The organism is Fictibacillus iocasae, assembly GCF_042665465.1.
In the GTDB taxonomy this organism is placed as follows: Bacteria; Bacillota; Bacilli; order Bacillales; family Fictibacillaceae; genus Fictibacillus; species Fictibacillus iocasae.
The window spans coordinates 46,204-64,473 of record NZ_JBHTCP010000046.1; the positions used below are offsets into that span (position 1 = coordinate 46,204).

Consider the following 18,270-nt stretch of genomic DNA (forward strand, 5'->3'; position numbering starts at 1 on the left):
AAAACGCGCTGTTTATGCTCTCTCTTTTTTGAAGAAGAAAACTTGGCTGACGCCAAGCCATTCAGTCAGTCCTCATTGACCTTATACGATGTTCGTTAACTTTTTGACTGCGTCGATCTCCTTCATTGTTAAAAAGTTATCACTTCTGAGTACGATAAAAGGCTGTTAGCCATGCATTTGCATGACAAACAGCCCTCATTTTATTTCTTTTCGTTCCATTTATCCCATTCATCGCGGTATTTCTTGTATACAGCGTTATGTTCGGCAAGTGTTTTGGTATAGATCACTTCGCCGTTAGGACGGGCGTAAAAGAACAGAGCATCCATTTTTATCGGGTTAAGGGCCGCCTTGATGGATTCTTCTCCGGGTGAGGAGATGGGCCCGACAGGAATGCCTTTAACAAAGTACGTGTTATAAGGAGAAGCAAATTCTAGGTCCTTATAAAGCACTTGCACGGAGAAGTCTTTCCTCGCGTATTTAACGGTCGGATCGGAATCGAGTCTCATATCTTTTGAAAGTCTGTTATAAAAAACTCCTGATATCTTTCCACGGTCTTCATCACGCTGTGATTCTTCTTCAATAAGGGAGGCAAGTGTCACGATCTGAAAGGGGGTGTAAGAAGTCTTTTCCATTTCAGTACTGTATTTCCCAATCACTTCATCCGCCTTTTCCACCATTGTTTCAATAATGACCTTAGGATCCGGCTTTTTTTCCTCAAATTCATAGGTTGCAGGGAAAAGATAGCCTTCTAGCGGGTAGTACAGGTCTTTTTTATAAATGTCCTTACCGAGCACTGTATTCTTTTTCTCCAGTTCAGCAAGGAATGACGGATCTGACATCAACTTAAGCACATCTTCTTTTTTCATGCCTGTCTTTTCTGCAATGTGAGAAGCCGTTTCAGGAACATTCCAGCCTTCAGGAATTGTAATGGTAAAGCCCGGCTTTTTAAAGAGCTTGCCTTCCTTCAGCGCGCTAATGATCTGCTTTAAGTCCATGGATGGATTTAAGCTGTAGGAGCCTGCCTGAAAGTTGCTTTCATTTTTAATGCGGGCATACAGGTGAAAGAAGCTTGCGTTTTTAATCAGCCCTTTCTCTTCTAATGTCTGGCTGATCTCTTTAGTGGAAGAACCGATCGGAATAACAATCGATACGTCTTTCGTGCTGTCCGGGTCTGCAGGCTGCAGCAAGCTTTTGCCATAAAAATATAGGCCGATTGCCAATCCAGCTATAAGGAGCAGCAGTATAAAAACAACACCTAGAATAATTTTTTTGACTGATTTTTTTTTCTTTTCGTTTTGCGGCCCACTGATTGTGGACGTATGTAAATGGAGCAATCCTGTCTCCTCCTTCGCTCCCATTAGTATACTATATTCTTACTTTTGTTCACATAAAAAGTAATGAATTACAGCCTTTGGGTTGTATTGTATCTATTTGTTTAAAGGAGCTTAAGCAAACATCGTTTCAGACGCAAGCTTTCCGCGTGGTGTCAGCGAAAAGCAGAAAGGTTTTAGCATCTTCAGTTTTTTCTTTTTCATCTTGATTTTCATTGATAAAGTTGATGTGAAAATACGCCGACTCCTCGAAAAAGAAGTTCACTTTTTCTTCGTGCGATGTCTAGTTACACAACTTTCCTTATCCTGCGGGACGAGTGGGAAGATGAGACCTTACAATGGCGTAGCGACGAAAGGGCTCACCTCCCGCCCCGCGGAATGTGTGTGCCTGAAACGGAAATCAACTCCTTCTACGAATACTTAAAAGCTGCGAAGTGGCCTAAAATAAAAAGCCGGAGCATTCGCCCGGCTTTTGTTCATTATGATTGTTCTTTTCCGAAGTCTTCGTCGTCGAAGGTGTTAAGCATTTCTTCAACGATTTCCCACTCTTCGTCTGTTTCAAGCGGGAATAGGGCAAGATCGTCTTCGTCTTCATTTTCTTCGTAACGGAAAGGGAAAACTTCTACTTCGTCGCTGTCTTCTTCTTCTTCGGAGCTTGCAACTGGAATCGTGACCATGTAAGACTTTCCAGTAGAATCAACATCAAATTTAAACAGGACTTCAAACAGGTTTTCGTCACCGTTCTCGTCTGGAATAATAATGCGTTCGCGTTCTTCTTTTGCCATGTGTATCACCTCTAGATTATTTTACGCTATCGAGATAGCCTTGCAGTATGAGTGCTGCAGCCATTTTATCGATAACGCTCTTTCTTTTCTTGCGGCTGACGTCTGCTGAGATGAGAGTACGCTCCGCTGCTGCAGTTGTCAGACGCTCGTCCCACATCTTGACTGGAAGCTTCAGCTTTTCTTCTGTTTCCTTTGCAAAAAGCTGGCAGGCTTCTCCGCTCGGACCGATGCTGCCGTTCATGTTCTTTGGCAGTCCGACCACAATGGCCGTCACATCGTTTTGATCGGCAATCTCTTTGAGACGTTCAAACACCTCATCGTCAGGACGGCCAGGGCGGCGTCTTACTGTCTCCACGCCTTGTGCTGTCCATCCTAGTTCATCACTTAGAGCGACGCCGACCGTTTTTGTGCCGACATCAAGCCCCATCGTTCTTGGCATTAAAGGGACCCCTCTTTTTTCCTCGATAAATAAGATTTGACAAGCTCTTCAATAAGCTCGTCCCGCTCGAGTTTGCGGATCTTGGATCTGGCATCATTATGACGCGGAATATAGGCAGGATCACCTGACAGCAAGTAGCCGACGATCTGGTTAATCGGATTGTATCCTTTTTCCTGCAATGCATCATAAACAGAAAACAAGACATTTTCCACGTTTGCGTCGTACGAATCATCATTAAAGCTGAATTTCATCGTCTTGTCCATAGAACTCATTAGCCAGCACCTCTTCCCTAAGCTCTCCATCAACATTCCTTCATCAGGAAGCCTGATTTTCTTTATTGTACCTTAATAGTGTTGTGTTAGGAAACGGTTTTGATCATTTCGACTGCAGATTGTAGAGCCGCTTCCAGCTTTTTCGGGTCTTTTCCGCCTGCCTGAGCCATGTCCGGACGGCCTCCGCCTCCGCCTCCGCACTCTGTCGCAACGATCTTCACTAGATTTCCTGCATGATGTCCCTGATTGATCAAATCTTTCGTCACACCAGCCACAATGTTCACTTTTTCATTATTAACCGCACCTAGAATTACAATTCCGCTTTCAAGTTTGTTTTTCAGGTCATCCACTATAGCACGCAATGCGTTCATATCAGCAGCGTTCACTTTTTTCGCGATAACGGAAACACCGTTAATCTCCGTTTTTGCATCAAGCAAACTTCCTGCTTCCATGCTGCCAAGCTTGGATGCAAGGGATTCTTTCTCTCTTTGAGCATCTTTCAGCTGAATTTGAAGTGACTCTACTTTTTGCGGCACATCTTTCAAGTTAGACTTGAGCAATGAAGCGGTATCCTTTAACAGCTGAATCTGTTCTTTCATGACACGGTATGCCCCTTGGCCTGTTACCGCTTCGATCCTGCGTGTTCCAGCACCGATGCCAGACTCTGCAACAATCTTGAATAAGCCGATTTCAGCCGTATTGTTCACGTGGCATCCTCCGCAAAGTTCCAGGCTGTAATCTCCCACTTTGACCACACGCACGATGTCACCGTATTTCTCTCCGAAAAGTGCCATCGCTCCCATTTCCTTGGCTTCAGCGATCGGCTTAAGCATCTTGTCTACCGTGATGTTCTGCCAGATTTTTTCGTTTACAATCGTTTCGATCTCTTCTAGCTCTTCTGATGAGATCGAGCCGAAGTGTGAGAAATCAAAGCGCAGGCGTCCTGCTTGCACGAGCGATCCTGCCTGATTAACGTGGGTGCCTAAAACATCTTTCAATGCTTGGTGAAGAAGATGAGTTGCTGTATGGTTCTTGATTACGGAAGCTCTTGTTTTCGCGTCAACTTCTGATGAAACAGCTGCACCTTTTTCAAGTACGCCTTTTTTCACGATCACGCTGTGAAGGTTCTGGCCGTTTGGCGCTTTTTGTACATCCTTAACGAACAGCGTCAAGCTTTCGTTTGATATCGTTCCTTGGTCTGCAATCTGGCCGCCGCTTTCTGCGTAAAAAGGTGTCTGGCTTAACATAATCTGCGCCTCGTCGCCTTCTTGCACCATTTCTGCCCTCTCGCCGTTCTGGAACACTTCTAGGATTTCCCCTTGTGAGGTTAGTGACTCATATCCAACAAACTCACTTACGGCTGTTACTTCGCTTAGAACGCCAGCTTGCACCTGCATGCTCCCGACATCCTGGCGCGCTGATCGAGCGCGTTCACGCTGTGCTTCCATCTCTTTGCCGAAACCGTCGATGTCAACTGTCATTTCGTGTTCTTGCGCGTACTCTTCTGTAAGTTCAATCGGGAAGCCGAACGTGTCATACAGTTTAAAAGCATCTGCACCTGAAATGACCGTGCTGCCCTTTTTTCGTTCAGAAGCGATCACTTCCTCTAAAATCGCAAGTCCATCGTTAATCGTTTCATGGAAGCGCTCTTCTTCATTTTTCACCACTTTTTGAATGAACGGCACTTTTTCTGTCACTTCTGGATAGAAGTCCCTCATGATCTCCGCCACAACGGGAACGAGCTCGTACATGAACGGACGATGAAGGTTAATTTTCTTCGCGAAACGGATGGCACGGCGAATCAGTCTGCGAAGGATATAGCCTCGTCCTTCGTTCGAAGGCAGTGCATTGTCACCTACTGCAAAGGAAACGGTGCGGATATGGTCAGCGATTACTTTGAACGCTGTGTCCTTTTCCCCATCCATTCCGTATTCCGCTCCTGAAAGCTTTTCTGTCGCTTGAATGATCGGCATGAACAGGTCTGTGTCAAAATTTGTGCGTGCATCCTGGATGACGGACACCATACGTTCCAGCCCCATGCCTGTATCAATGTTTTTCTTCGGCAGCGGTGTGTACGTGCCGTCCGGATTATGGTTGAACTGTGAGAACACGAGGTTCCAAATTTCTAGGTAGCGCTCGTTCTCACCGCCTGGGTACAGCTCTGGATCCTGCGGGTCGTTACCATAGGACTCACCGCGGTCGTAGAAAATTTCCGTGTTTGGTCCGCTTGGGCCTTCACCAATATCCCAGAAGTTCCCTTCTAGCCGGATGATTCGCTCCTCAGACAATCCGACTTTTTCCATCCAAATGTCAAAAGCCTCGTTATCTTCGGGATGAATGGTAACGGATAGTTTATCAGGATCAAATCCAATCCATTCTGGGCTTGTCAAGAACTCCCATGCCCAAAGAATCGCTTCTTCCTTAAAGTAATCTCCGATTGAAAAGTTTCCGAGCATCTCGAAGAACGTGTGATGGCGGGCCGTGATTCCTACATTTTCAATATCATTCGTACGGATCGACTTTTGTGCGTTTGTGATGCGGGGGTTTTCCGGAATGACACGTCCGTCAAAATATTTTTTCAGTGTTGCCACACCGCTGTTGATCCAAAGCAGAGATGGATCTTCATAAGGCACGAGCGAAGCACTCGGCTCAATGTTATGTCCTTTTTTCTCGAAGAAATCGAGGAATAGCTGTCTGACTTGAGCGGATGATAAATTTTTCATGATTCTTTCTCCTTTGTCCTAAATGATTTATGGTATTTAAAAAGCTGCAAAATAAAAAACTCCCGTCCCTAAAACAGGGACGAGAGAGAGCATTCACGCGGTACCACCCTGGTTACAGCCATATGATGAGCTGTCACCTTGATTTAGCCTTAACGCGGCAGACGGCAGGTATTAGCTGCACTCAGGAGTAGCTTTCAGACGTTATTTCAAGAGCGCCTTTCAGCCTGGGGCGCTTTCTCTATGCATGAAATAAAACGGCTTACTTTATCTCCATCATCGAATTTATGTATCCTTTTAAAGTATAAGTTGTTTTATTTTAGCTTGTCAACGGTTTGGTGATGTGACCGAAAATCTCTTATATGAAGAATGACTACTTTTGCAACCGCCAGGACTGGAACAGCTGCGATCATTCCGATGATTCCTCCCAGTTCTCCGCCTAGGAGTAAGGCGAAAATAATAAATGCAGGATGAATATGAACGTTTCTTCCGACGATCAGCGGGCCGAGTATGTTTCCTTCAATAAACTGGAGCAGCAGCATAATGGCAGCAGCGATCCAAACCATTTTCCATGACACAGTAAAGGCAAGGAACAATACAGGAATCGCCCCGATGATCGGTCCGAAGTAGGGGATAACATCGGTCACGGCAATAAACAGACCGAGCAGAATCGGGTATGGCATATCGATGATCCATAAGGCAGTGGCAGCTGCAGCTCCCAATATCGCACCAACAAGCACCTGCCCTCTAATATACCCGCCAAGTGACACATCGATATCATGAAGCAATGAACCGCCTTCTCTTCTCCATCGTTTTGGAGTGATATACCAGAGCCCTCTTCTCATCTTTTCAAAATCATTTAAAAAATAAAAGACCAAAAACGGGGTCACAAGAAAGACAAAAAAGTAGTCCAGCAATGTTCTCACCGCAAGAATGGCTCCTGCCAGAGCAGATTGTGCCTTTATTTCCATGTTAGATATGGCCCCGTCAATTTTGGTATGCATGGCATATGGCAGCCGTGATGTATGGTGGTCCACTTCAATTAACACACTTTTATACAGCCTCGCAATTTCCGGGATATTGCTCATCAAAGATTTCAACTGCTGTATCACATGAGGTATTCCAGCAACAAGCGCCCACCCTGTTCCACCAAAAAATAAGAGGTATATGATAAGAATAGCAATAAATCGCGGGAGACCTTTCTTGTGCAGCGCTTCAACGACTGGATGAAGCAAGTATGTAATAAGAGCAGCAAGAAGAAAGGGAATGAGGACATTTTTTAAAGCCAAGACTACAGGCCGGTAAATGGGATAGAGCTTCATCAGCATGTATCCGCATAATAATATCAGCAGCAAAAATATTAAAAAATATGTCCATCTGGCCAATTTTTCTTTCTGCATAATCTCACCTCTCACGGTTAGCTTTTGCAGATAACAGAATATCATTCTGCCAGGCAAGATGAAGGTGGCCTGCCATAACAGCAGGCCACCTCATTATTTCTTTAATAGATCGCTTTGGCGATTTTTTTTCGCATCTTCTTTATTGACTTGGACCGCCACATTTCATCGGCCATCATCATCATACCCATGCCGCTCGAGCTTTTCTTCTTTTTCATCGCAAAAGCTGCGGCACCGATACCTAATGCTAGCAGCGAATTAAAAGATCGGTTCATTCGTCTCACCGCCTTTATTTACTGAGCTTCTGCATCCAAATCAATGGCCAAATCACTTTCTTCAAACAAATCATCTAGAGACGTCAGTGATCCATCTGCCTCTACTTGATGGAGCGCAAGCTTTCCTTTTTGGATGGAAAGCTCAATAAAGCAGTTCCAGCAATAATATTGATTCACGCCGATTTTCCCAATATCCTTCCGCTTGCAGTTTGGACAGACCACGCCATTTTCCTCCTATTGGCCGAAGAACGATTCTCCATTGATCTCACAAGGCGCATTTTCATAAAGCGCTGTTCGGCCGTGCCGCATATCAGAGAAGAATCCTTCTGTTGTTTCAACTGCTACAATCCTGTCCAGATCATCTGTAAAATATACATCAGTGATTAACGCATCCAGGTCGAATTGATTCGTAACAGACTGGCCAAGTACATGTCTAGGCTTATGGCATACTGTCCATAAATGGTTCACTGCAGCGTCGTGGGATCGCTGCTCTGTATCACTATCAGAGCCGCCTGCTGGGTAAAATCGGCACCTGGTCCACTGATGGCGCTTCGCCAAAAAACCGTGGACTTTTCCGTTGCAGTCAAAGAAAACATCTTTCACAATAACGGATAACCCCGTGTTTTTGTCTTTGAACCGCGAACCTGTTATAACTGAAAATGTCCGCAAAGTCATCCCGCCTTTCCGAACATTTTTAGTGTAACTCATATGCTTTTTTTCATTACAGAAACCTTTTCCACTTCTTCCATATATGCAGTCAAGAGCCTTTCACTTAAGCCCGAATATCTCCGTTCATCTTCACTTCTCGTCACAGCCCATTCAAAGGCTTCCTGTTCTCCGCAAAGGATTAAATATTCCTTGCTCCTCGTGATCGCCGTATAGATCAAATTTCGTTTAAGCATCCGGTAATAGCTTTTCAGGACAGGGAGGACGACAATTGGATATTCGCTGCCTTGCGATTTATGGATCGAACAGCAATAAGCGTGTGTAAAGTGAGAAAACTCACTTCGTTTAAACGTCACTTCTACCTCATCAAAAGCAATGACGACTTGATCTTCTTTTTCTTTATTTTCTTTTGCGTAAAAGATGGCAACAATCTCGCCCATATCACCGTTGTATATTTGGTCCTCCGGCTGGTTGACGAGCTGCAGCACTTTGTCACCCGTACGGTACTCATTGTCACCGCTTTGAATTTTTCTTTTCTTTCCGTTATCCGGATTAAAGAGGTTCTGCAGCTCCTTGTTCAGCCTGTCAATTCCTGCATTCCCACGGTACATTGGTGCGAGCACCTGAACATCCTTCGCTTTAAACCCTTTATTAAGGGCTCCTCTGCATACTTGCAAGACACTTTCCACCGCATGATCAGCATTTGTCCTGAAAAATCTGCGATCTTTCTGGGGTTCTAATAAATCAGGCGGAATACGGCCGTTCTTCATGCTATGTGCCAGCTGGATGATGGATGAATCTTGTGACTGCCGGTAAATATCTACGAGTGTCACTTTTGGAATAAAATCAAGAGAAAGAATATCTCTTAGCACCTGCCCTGGCCCAACGGAAGGCAGCTGATCTTCATCTCCGACAAACAGCAGCTGCATTCCTTTTGGCACTGCCTTTAACAGGGCATGTGCAAGCCATATATCCACCATCGAACTTTCATCGATAATCAGCAGTCTTCCTTCGATCGGCTCATCATCGTTTTTTTCAAAATGTGACCCTTTCCATCCTAGTAGACGGTGAATTGTCACAGCCGGTATGCCCGTCGATTCTTTCATCCTTTTTGCAGCGCGTCCTGTCGGTGCAACCAGGAGGATGGGATACGGCTTTCCTTGCCTGTAATCTGCCGGGTCCAGACTGACACCGTGGAGTTCGCCATACATCTCAACGATTCCCTTTATAACAGTCGTCTTTCCCGTACCTGGACCGCCAGTCAGAATCATGACCGATGAATGAAGCGCCGTGTGTACAGCTTGTTTTTGTGACGGAGCGTATGTAATACCTAGCCTTTTTTCGGTTTCTTTCAATATTTCTTGAAAATCGTCTTCCTTGAACGCTTTTTCATACTGTTTATCACATGCAAGCTGAGCGATTTTGCTGGCTACCTTCACTTCCGCGTGATAAAGAGAAGGATGATACACTTTTTCTTCTATCACCATCAGCTTTTGTTCCTCTGACATGTTCTGGAGCTCACGAAATATCGTCATTTCATCCACTGTCGAAGTTCCCGAAGCCAAAAGCTTTTTCACTTCAGAAAGCAGCATTTCAGACGGAAGGTACGTATGACCTGCATCGTTCCCCATTTCTTTTAAAACAAACAAGCATGCTGCCTGAATACGATCAGGATGGTCATTGCCCATGCCGAGTCCGCGCCCGATTTCATCGGCGCGCTGAAATCCGATGCCATCCACATCCTCTATAAGCCGGTACGGCTCATGTCTTAACACATGGACAGCCTGTTCTTTATACGCTTGATAAATTTTCGATGAAAGCTGCGGGCCGATGCCATAAGGGTGAAGAAGTACCATCACCTGTTCGAGACCCTGGTTCTCTAAAAGCGATGCATAAAGCGATTTTGCCTGATCTTCAGACAGCTTCGGCACTTCACTCAACCTTTCGGGCCTCTCAAGCAAAATTTCGATCGCGTCGCTGCCTAAAACATCCACGATCTGCTCTGCTGTCTTTTTCCCGATTCCTTTAAACAAGTCACTCGATAAATATTGAACGACTCCTTCTTTTGTTTTCGGGTATTCTTTACGAAAATGGGTGATCTCGTACTGCTTTCCATATTTCGCATGTTCTTTAAATTTCCCGAAAAACACATACGGGCTGTCTTGAGAAAGCGGAGGCAAAAGTCCGGTTATTACGGCTTCTTTTTCATCATAATTCTCATTCGTTTTTTGCACGCGGATGCGCGCGACCGTATACAGTGTTTCACTGTTATAGTAAATGTTGTGGATGAAGGTTCCTTTGATATAGCGGCTTTCTTCATCGTTTAATAAAAAGGAAGGCTGCTCATTCATGCTTTTCCCTCTTGTTGTCTAAGTTTCTCCTGCATGTTCTTCTTTCCGTTGCCAGCCAGATAATGGTCAGGCCGGATGGAGAGAGCCTGCTCAAAACTTAGCAGGGCATCTTCATGTTTATCAAAATACGCCTGACACACTCCTAGGTTGTAGAAGGCATCACTGTGGTTACGATCTATCTCTGTCACACTTGTAAAAACAGATTCTGCTTCCCCTACATGCTGCAAGTTAGCGAGACAGAGCCCGTACTGAAAGAGCGCCTCGCTGTCACTTGAATTCAGTTCGCTTGCGCGGAGAAGAAAGGGGAGCGCACGCAGCGCATTGTCACTATGCATATAGCTCATTCCAGCCATGAAGAGCGTGTCCGCATCTTCTGGACTTCGGCTCAACGCCTGCTGAAACAAATAGGCGGCTTCGCTGTATTTTTCTGCTTTATAGCAGGAGACACCGGCACCGTAAAATGCTGCTGCCGCATCCGGGTTCAGCTCTAGCGCCTTTTGAAAGAACACGATCGCTTTGTCGTGTTCATGAACAGTGGAAAGCAGATTTCCGAAGTTGATGTAATGCACCGGGTTGTCCGGTTCTTGTTGTATGTTTTGTTCCAGTTCGCGCGCCGCTTCCTGAAACTTTCCTTTATTCAAATAGTCCATTCCTTTGTCCATTGGGATCCTCCTGGTACACAACGATTCTAAGGTTATTTTAACATACACATTTACCAGCGACTCATGCTTGCGCATTTTAGTAATCAAGAAGTGTTGCTCTCCGTTTCAGGCGCACGCTTTCCGCAGGGTGAGCGGTGAGCCCCTTCGTCGCACGCGCCATTGAAGGGTCTCACCTTCTCACTCATCCTGCAGGATAAGGATGGCAACACAGCAAGACATCGCACGAAGAAAATGTGTTTTTCATTTTCGAGGAGTCAGCGCCTTTCACTACGATCAACTAACTCGATGATGAACTCAGGTCGATTATGTGAATGTGAAAAATTCTTACCAAATCACAATAAATCTGCTTGGCCTTAAAAGGCAAAATGAATGATAATCAATTAACATTCCTAAAAACCTAAAAAAAGAACGAGCGGTTTGCTCGTTCTTAGAGGTATGGGATGGGTTTTTCGTTTTTGTATACGGTGTCTATGGTTGCTCCGCCGAGGCATATGTCGCCGTTGTAGAAGACGACAGCTTGTCCTGGGGTGATGGCGCGCTGTGGTTCGTCGAATACGACGGTCAGCGTTTTCTCTTCGTTGACTTTTACGGTTACGCCCATATCCGGCTGGCGGTAGCGGAACTTTGCTGTGCATTTGAATTCAGATGGCACCTCTTTGCCGGAAACCCAGCTTGGTTTTACCGCGGTTAAGCTTTCAGAATACAACGCATCGTGATGGAAACCTTGTTCAACGTACAGTACGTTTTGCTCCAGATTTTTTCCGACAACAAACCACGGATCACCGCTGCCGCCAATGCCTAGGCCATGACGCTGGCCGATCGTGTAATACATCAGGCCATCATGCTTGCCTTTCACTTCGCCTTCAAGTGTCTGCATTTCGCCTGGTTTAGCAGGCAGGTAGTTGCTTAAGAATTCTTTAAAATCACGTTCACCGATAAAACAGATGCCCGTTGAATCCTTTTTCGATGCTGTAGCAAGGCCAGCCTCTTGAGCGATTCTTCGAAGTTCAGGCTTTGTCAGTTCTCCGATCGGGAACATCACACGCGCCATCTGCTCTTGTGATAGCTGGTTCAGAAAATATGTTTGATCTTTGTTCGTATCCACTCCGCGAAGCATCTGAACTTCTTCACCGTTAAAGGCTGCACGAGCGTAATGTCCCGTCGCGACGAAATCGGCACCTAAGGCAAGTGCGTGATCCAGGAACGCTTTGAACTTAATTTCTTTGTTGCACATCACGTCCGGGTTAGGCGTCCGGCCCGCTTTATATTCTTCTAGGAAATAAGTGAATACTTTATCCCAATATTCTTTTTCAAAGTTTACCGCATAATACGGAATGCCGATCTGGTTGCAGACCGCAATCACGTCATTATAATCTTCAGTTGCCGTACAAACTCCGAATTCGTCCGTGTCATCCCAGTTTTTCATGAAAATGCCGATCACATCATATCCTGCCTGTTTTAAAAGCAGAGCAGCTACGGAAGAATCAACGCCTCCGCTCATGCCGATCACAACACGGGTCTCTTCAGGAGTCTTTCCGTTCAATCTTGTATGCATTAAGAACACCCCCTGTACACAGCATATGAAGAATAGTGTACATTATTTTCGCAGACGTTTCACGATTTTTGCTGTCTCGTCAGCTGCCTTTTTTATCTCGCTTTCTGTATTTCCATATCCGAAGCTGAAACGTACGGCCGATTTCGTACGTTCATTCGTTCCGTACATAGCTGTCAGGACGTGCGAAGGCTCCATCGAACCTGCCGTGCATGCCGATCCGCTCGATACAGCGATGCCCGCTATATCCAGGCTTACAAGAAGCACTTCCGTTTTCACGCCAACAAAACTGACGTTGAGCACATGAGGAAGAACGTGCTCGAAGCTTCCGTTGTATAGAAATTCCACTTCGTTCTCTCTCAGCTCATTCATCAGCAGTTCCCTAAACCTGAGGTATGTTTCTGCACGATCTTGCTTTTGCGCCACCATCAGTTCAATCGCCTTCTTAAAGCCGGCGATGCCAGCGGTGTTTTCCGTTCCCGCTCGCCGTTTCCGCTCCTGCTCGCCGCCAAACGCGAGCGGAGATAGTTTCACACCCTCTTTTACATATAAAAAGCCCGTTCCGTTTGGCGCGTTAATTTTATGACCCGAAACACTGAGCAAGTCAACGCCAAGTTCGTTCACATCCAGGTCAGCGAGACCGTATGCCTGAACCGCATCACTGTGAAAATAAGCAGGATGATCTTTTAATAAAATTCCTATTTCTTTTATATCCTGAACGGTTCCTGTCTCATTGTTTCCGTACATGATCGAAACGAGAATCGTATCTTCACGCAATGATGCACGCAGCTCATCCATTGAAATGCGGCCTTCTTCATCCGTATTCAAATAAGTGACCTCAAAGTCTCTGTTCTCCAGTTCACCGCACGCATGCAGGACAGCATGATGCTCTGCGGCTGTGGTGATCACATGACGGCCATCTGTCTGACGGGCGGTAGCGGCTCCGATAACGGCCATATTATCCGCTTCTGTTCCTCCGCTCGTGAAGATGATCTCGTTCGGCCTTGCATTGATGCTTTTGGCACAAACGATTCTCGCTTCATCCAGCAGCTTTCTCGCATCTCTGCCGTAGGAATGAATGCTCGACGGGTTTCCAAACTTTTCTGTAAAATACGGGATCATCGCTTCAACGACTTCAGGATGAACAGGCGAAGTGGCCGCGTGATCCATGTATATTCTGTTCATAAATGCCTCCTGACTGTTTTAAATATAGAACATATAAGAATCCTGGCTGCCTTCGTCTTCATAAGAAGCCAAATCTTCGAGCGTCGTGTTATCGAGTACATCTTTTACGGCATCACGGATTTTAATCCAAAGGTTTCGTTTCGCCGGTTCTTCATCATCGAGTACCTCTACAGGTGAAATGGGTCCTTCAAGCACCCGGATTATATCGCCTGCTGTGATGTCTGCTGCTTCTCTTGCCAGGATGTATCCGCCGTATGCCCCACGGATGCTTTTAACAAGACCGGCATTTCGCAGCGGTGCGATCAACTGCTCTAAATAATGCTCGGACAAGCTGTGTTCCTTCGCAATGCTTTTTAATGCGATCGGGCCTTCACCTGATTTCTTCGCTAACGCTATCATGATGGTTAACCCGTATCTGCCTTTTGTTGATATTTTCACCATGCTCACTCCAGTCTAATAATCCATTGACTTTATTTTGGCAATATGGAAGCGTGATCCCGACGATGCTTCCAATACTTAAACAGAATATAACCGTGCCGTATGAAACAGGCCCTCCCATCAGCCATCCTAAAAAGAGCACCGCGAGCTCCATATACAGTCTGATCCTAGATACCTTTAACCCCGTTCGTTCCGTCATCGCGAGCATGAAATGGTCGCGAGGTCCGGCCCCGCGGTCGGAGGATATGTAAAGACCAATGCCAAATCCTAATATGAGGATGCCAATAGCCAGCATCAGCGTTTTGAACAGGAGCGAATCCGGGGTTCTCATAAACGGCAGCGACAAGCAGGCATCAATAAAAATCCCGACAAACAGCATGTTAAGGAAGGCCCCAAGCAATGGAGGCTTTCGTTCCATCCAAGCGGTTGCGGCAATGATGATGAAACCTACTAAAATTGACCAAGTGCCGATGCTCAGGCCAAGCTGAACATACAATCCGATATGAAGAACATCCCATGGTGCACTTCCAAGCTCTGCTGTGATCATCATAGCAGCTCCAAACGCCATGACAAGGAGCCCCATAAAAAACACGATCCATTGCAACTTCTTACGGCTTTTCCACGTCATTCTTGATGATCACTCCGTCAATTACGTATTCAAATCCTGCTTATTATAGCATGAAGTGAATCTCATTTGCATTTGCTCTGTTTGTATAGTAATGTCAGGTCATAAAAAGAACAAATGTACGCGCATTTAGGAGACATGATATGGACTTATTTGACTATAAAAACGGCAGTGCACGGAAGTCCTCTACCCCCGGCCAGCCGCTCGCAAGCCGGCTGCGGCCGCAGACACTTGACGAGTTCGCCGGACAAAAGCATATTATCGGAAAAGGCAAGCTGCTCCGACGGGCGATCGAGGCCGATCAGCTGACACCGATTATCTTTTTCGGACCGCCCGGAACCGGTAAGACAACGCTCGCACGCGTGATCGCCAACACAACATCTGCCCATTTTGAACAGCTGAACGCGGTCACATCTGGGGTAGCCGATATTAAAAGGCTGACTTCAGAAGCAAGAGACCGCTTAAAGTTTGACGAAATCAAAACGGTCTTATTTATTGATGAAATTCACCGATTCAACAAAAGCCAGCAAGATGCCCTCCTTCCATTCGTTGAAGACGGCACCGTGATCCTGATCGGGGCCACTACAGAGAGCCCGATGTTCGAGATTAACCCAGCCCTTCTCTCACGTTCCCGTCTGTTCCGTTTTGAGGCGCTGACGAGCGAGGACTTGAAAGAAGTGATACAGAGAAGTTTGCAAGATAAAGAGAAAGGCTACGGCAAGCATCAGGTTGAGATCACGTCTGAAGCGATGGAGCATATTGTCAATGTCGCGAACGGCGACGCCCGCACCGCTCTCAATGCGATCGAGCTCGCCGTGCTCACAACAAAGCCCGATGCAGAGGGCAAAATCACAATCACGCTGCAGACAGCGGAAGAATCCATTCAAAAGCGTGTCCTGCAATATGATAAAAAAGGCGATAACCATTATGATACGATCTCAGCCTTCATCAAAAGCATCCGCGGGTCTGATCCTGACGCGACGTTATATTGGCTCGCCAAGATGATTTATGCCGGAGAGGATCCACGTTTTATCGCCAGACGGCTCATGGTGCATGCCGCTGAAGATGTCGGTCTTGCCGATCCCAATGCCCTTCTCGTCGCCCAGTCAGCCGCGTATGCCGCAGACTTTATTGGCATGCCTGAAGCCCGCATTCCCCTGGCAGAGGCCGCCCTTTATCTTGCCACAGCGCCAAAGAGCAACGCTGTGATCACAGGTATCGACGCTGCCCTGAGAGCCGTTGAAAAAGAAAAGACCGGAGAAGTTCCGCTTCATTTGCGGGACGCACATTACAAAGGTGCCAGCTCTCTTGGCCATGGTGAAGGCTATAAATATCCTCATGATTATCCAGACGGTTATGCCGTCCAGCAGTATTTGCCAGATTCACTGAAAAACAAAACCTTTTACTCCCCTTCAGACAGAGGCTATGAAAAGAATGTTCAGAAACGCCTCGATTATTTTAAAGAGCGGAAAAGAAACGAAAAGTAATCTATCACTCTTTCTCCTTGTTTCTCAATCTAGCAAATTCTCACGCTTCCTACGTATATAACAAGAGCACGATGGAGAAAATGACACTATCATCCAATTTCAAGAACTTAAGGAGATGAGCATAGTGTCAAAATTAAGACAGGACGCCTGGTCAGAAAGCGATGACCTTTTGCTGGCAGAAACAGTCCTACGTCACGTGCGAGAGGGCAGCACTCAGCTGCATGCATTTGAAGAAGTAGGAGATAAACTAGAACGCACATCGGCTGCCGTAGGTTTCCGCTGGAACGCGATTGTCCGCAAACGATACGAGCAAGCATTGAAAATAGCAAAAAAACAGCGTAAAGAAAGGCAGCGTTCACTCGCCAGGCAGCAGCAGAAACCAAGGTATGTTCCAGAGCCTCCAGCCGCTGCGCCGCAGCAGCCGAAACAAGCCCCTGCACAAGTGATGTTCGGCAGCGAAGCCGTGCCCGCACGCCTTTTAGATGATGAAGTGTACAATCCAGACGAGTTCTTTAAAACACCGTTTACGGTTCAGGCTAACATCCAAACTGCGGCTGAACCAAGTCCAGCCGTTTCTGTAACAGAAGAGCAACCAGCAGCTGTTCAAAGCGCTGAACTCTCGCTCAATGATATCATTCTCTATTTGGAAAACTTAAAAAATAGCGGACTTGCTTCAGGCAGGACGGCCTCAGAGAATACAGAACTGAGGCTGCAGGTGGATGAATTGGAGCAAGAAAATGCAGCATTAAAAAACCAAGTTTTACGGCTTGAAACAGAATACAAGACCATTCAGGAAGATTACCAGTCTTTAATCCAGATCATGGACCGCGCCCGCAAGATGGTCTTGCTGCAGGACGAACCAGATACATCGAACACAAGCTTTCGCATGGACAAGAACGGCAACCTAGAAAAAGTGGCAAAATAATAACAAAAGAAGGGCCCGCACACGATGCGAGAGCCCTTCTTTTGTTTTATTCCAGCACTCCCAGTTAACGAATTCTCTCAACCTTAATCTCGTTTATCTCAAGCAGCTTATTAATCACGTGCCCAGCCATAAACAGTCCCGACACCGATGGCACAAACGCATTGGATGAAGGCGGCATTTTCGCTTTTCGAATACCCGGTGCGTTTTCCGGCACGATCTCCGCGCGAATCTCTTCACGGATCTGAACAGGCTTTTCGTCAGAGAAGACAACCGTGATTCCTTTGTGTATTCCTTCCTTGCGAAGACGCTGGCGAATCACCTTAGCGATTGGGTCATAGCTTGTCTTAGATATATCCGTGATGCGAAGCTTCGTCGGATCCAGCTTGTTCGCCACCCCCATGCTCGAGATGATCGGAATCTTACGCTTTAAGCATTCTTTCATCAAATGAATTTTGTACGTGATCGTATCGGAAGCATCCACGACAAAATCAAGGCCATATTCAAAAAATTGCTCGTACGTTTCTTCTGTATAAAACATTTTCAGAGCGATCACTTCACAGTCTGGATTAATATCAGCGATCCGCTGTTTCATAAGCTCGACCTTCGGCTGTCCTACTGTAGAAATGAGTGCATGCACCTGACGGTTGACGTTCGTGATATCTACATTATCTTTATCGACCAGCAGCAGGCGGCCAACACCAGAACGAGCGAGTGCTTCAGCAGAAAATGACCCTACCCCTCCGATTCCGAGTACAGCAACCGTGCTGTTTTTTAAGGCCTGCAATCCATCCTTGCCGATCGCAAGCTCATTTCGTGAAAATTGATGAAGCATATGTGAAACTCCCTTCATATCTCTAAACTGAAACTGTTCATGAATTAAGAATAGCTATTTTTTCAACTAAAATCAACTTACTCTATGGAAATACAAGGCTTTCACCAGCAAATTCCTCTGTGGAGAAGCGGGTCTCAGATGCTCCAGAAATTTGTTTGCAGGTTTGAGAAGTTTATTTGCAGATTCTTGAATGTTATTTGCGAATTTGCATCTTTTATTTGTGTATATGAATGAATTTCATAATTCCCGACCCTAGAGTACCAGGGTTTTCAGAACACGAAAAAAGGAGTACCTCCCCAAAAACTCGAATTTGTTAAGTACGACCAAA

18 protein-coding genes and 1 other annotated feature are annotated in these 18,270 nt (G+C 46.0%); of the genes, 2 read left to right on the forward strand and 16 right to left on the reverse strand.

What is annotated here, in order from left to right; genetic code table 11:
* Positions 1-200: 200 nt before the first annotated feature.
* The 15 genes from mltG to ACFQPF_RS13825 form a co-directional block, all read right to left on the reverse strand.
* A complete protein-coding gene (gene mltG, locus ACFQPF_RS13755; protein WP_379750303.1) occupies positions 201-1,334 on the reverse strand; it encodes an endolytic transglycosylase MltG in 1,134 nt (377 codons plus the stop codon).
* A gap of 476 nt (positions 1,335-1,810) precedes the next feature.
* Positions 1,811-2,116 (reverse strand): DUF1292 domain-containing protein, encoded by a 306-nt coding sequence (locus ACFQPF_RS13760; protein ID WP_379750304.1) that lies wholly within the window; start codon positions 2,114-2,116, stop codon positions 1,811-1,813.
* A 16-nt stretch (positions 2,117-2,132) separates the two neighbouring features.
* Positions 2,133-2,555 (reverse strand): Holliday junction resolvase RuvX, encoded by a 423-nt coding sequence (gene ruvX, locus ACFQPF_RS13765; protein ID WP_379750305.1) that lies wholly within the window; start codon positions 2,553-2,555, stop codon positions 2,133-2,135.
* Positions 2,555-2,827, reverse strand: coding sequence for an IreB family regulatory phosphoprotein (locus ACFQPF_RS13770; protein WP_379750306.1), 273 nt, complete (start codon positions 2,825-2,827; stop codon positions 2,555-2,557). The genes ruvX and ACFQPF_RS13770 overlap by 1 nt, the downstream gene beginning before the upstream one ends.
* 86 nt (positions 2,828-2,913) lie before the next feature.
* Entirely contained in the window at positions 2,914-5,550 is a 2,637-nt protein-coding gene (gene alaS, locus ACFQPF_RS13775) for an alanine--tRNA ligase (protein WP_379750307.1), read from the reverse strand.
* A 72-nt stretch (positions 5,551-5,622) separates the two neighbouring features.
* Positions 5,623-5,836, reverse strand: a binding site (T-box leader).
* Between the two features lie 25 nt (positions 5,837-5,861).
* Positions 5,862-6,947 carry an AI-2E family transporter gene (locus ACFQPF_RS13780; RefSeq protein WP_379750308.1) on the reverse strand — a complete coding sequence of 362 codons (1,086 nt, stop codon included), beginning with the start codon at positions 6,945-6,947 and terminating at the stop codon, positions 5,862-5,864.
* A gap of 101 nt (positions 6,948-7,048) precedes the next feature.
* On the reverse strand, positions 7,049-7,219 hold the full coding sequence (locus tag ACFQPF_RS13785) for a DUF3918 family protein (RefSeq protein ID WP_379750309.1): 171 nt from the start codon (positions 7,217-7,219) through the stop codon (positions 7,049-7,051).
* Between the two features lie 18 nt (positions 7,220-7,237).
* The gene (locus tag ACFQPF_RS13790) at positions 7,238-7,441 is read right to left on the reverse strand and encodes a hypothetical protein (protein ID WP_379750310.1); all 204 of its coding nucleotides are present in this window, start codon (positions 7,439-7,441) and stop codon (positions 7,238-7,240) included.
* A gap of 12 nt (positions 7,442-7,453) precedes the next feature.
* Positions 7,454-7,888 (reverse strand): hypothetical protein, encoded by a 435-nt coding sequence (locus ACFQPF_RS13795; RefSeq protein ID WP_379750311.1) that lies wholly within the window; start codon positions 7,886-7,888, stop codon positions 7,454-7,456.
* A gap of 35 nt (positions 7,889-7,923) precedes the next feature.
* Positions 7,924-10,236, reverse strand: a complete 2,313-nt coding sequence (gene recD2, locus ACFQPF_RS13800; protein ID WP_379750312.1) for an SF1B family DNA helicase RecD2 — start codon at positions 10,234-10,236, stop codon at positions 7,924-7,926.
* Entirely contained in the window at positions 10,233-10,898 is a 666-nt protein-coding gene (locus ACFQPF_RS13805) for a tetratricopeptide repeat protein (RefSeq protein WP_379750313.1), read from the reverse strand. The genes recD2 and ACFQPF_RS13805 overlap by 4 nt, the downstream gene beginning before the upstream one ends.
* 427 nt (positions 10,899-11,325) lie before the next feature.
* A complete protein-coding gene (mnmA, locus tag ACFQPF_RS13810) occupies positions 11,326-12,453 on the reverse strand; it encodes a tRNA 2-thiouridine(34) synthase MnmA (protein WP_379750314.1) in 1,128 nt (375 codons plus the stop codon).
* 42 nt (positions 12,454-12,495) lie between these two features.
* Complete coding sequence (locus ACFQPF_RS13815; protein ID WP_379750315.1) at positions 12,496-13,635, reverse strand: cysteine desulfurase family protein; 1,140 nt, start codon at positions 13,633-13,635, stop codon at positions 12,496-12,498.
* Between the two features lie 18 nt (positions 13,636-13,653).
* A complete protein-coding gene (gene cymR, locus ACFQPF_RS13820) occupies positions 13,654-14,073 on the reverse strand; it encodes a cysteine metabolism transcriptional regulator CymR (RefSeq protein WP_379750323.1) in 420 nt (139 codons plus the stop codon).
* Positions 14,006-14,701, reverse strand: coding sequence for a YczE/YyaS/YitT family protein (locus ACFQPF_RS13825; protein WP_379750316.1), 696 nt, complete (start codon positions 14,699-14,701; stop codon positions 14,006-14,008). The genes cymR and ACFQPF_RS13825 overlap by 68 nt, the downstream gene beginning before the upstream one ends.
* Positions 14,702-14,841: 140 nt before the next feature.
* On the opposite strand from ACFQPF_RS13825, the gene ACFQPF_RS13830 reads away from it, so the two are divergent.
* Both ACFQPF_RS13830 and ACFQPF_RS13835 read left to right on the forward strand, forming a co-directional pair.
* A complete protein-coding gene (locus ACFQPF_RS13830) occupies positions 14,842-16,185 on the forward strand; it encodes an AAA family ATPase (RefSeq protein WP_379750317.1) in 1,344 nt (447 codons plus the stop codon).
* Positions 16,186-16,309: 124 nt separating this feature from the next.
* Positions 16,310-17,110 carry an RsfA family transcriptional regulator gene (locus ACFQPF_RS13835; RefSeq protein WP_379750318.1) on the forward strand — a complete coding sequence of 267 codons (801 nt, stop codon included), beginning with the start codon at positions 16,310-16,312 and terminating at the stop codon, positions 17,108-17,110.
* A gap of 64 nt (positions 17,111-17,174) precedes the next feature.
* Here the strand turns inward: ACFQPF_RS13835 and ACFQPF_RS13840 are convergent, their stop codons facing one another.
* Positions 17,175-17,942, reverse strand: a complete 768-nt coding sequence (locus ACFQPF_RS13840; RefSeq protein ID WP_379750319.1) for a tRNA threonylcarbamoyladenosine dehydratase — start codon at positions 17,940-17,942, stop codon at positions 17,175-17,177.
* Positions 17,943-18,270 lie beyond the last annotated feature (328 nt).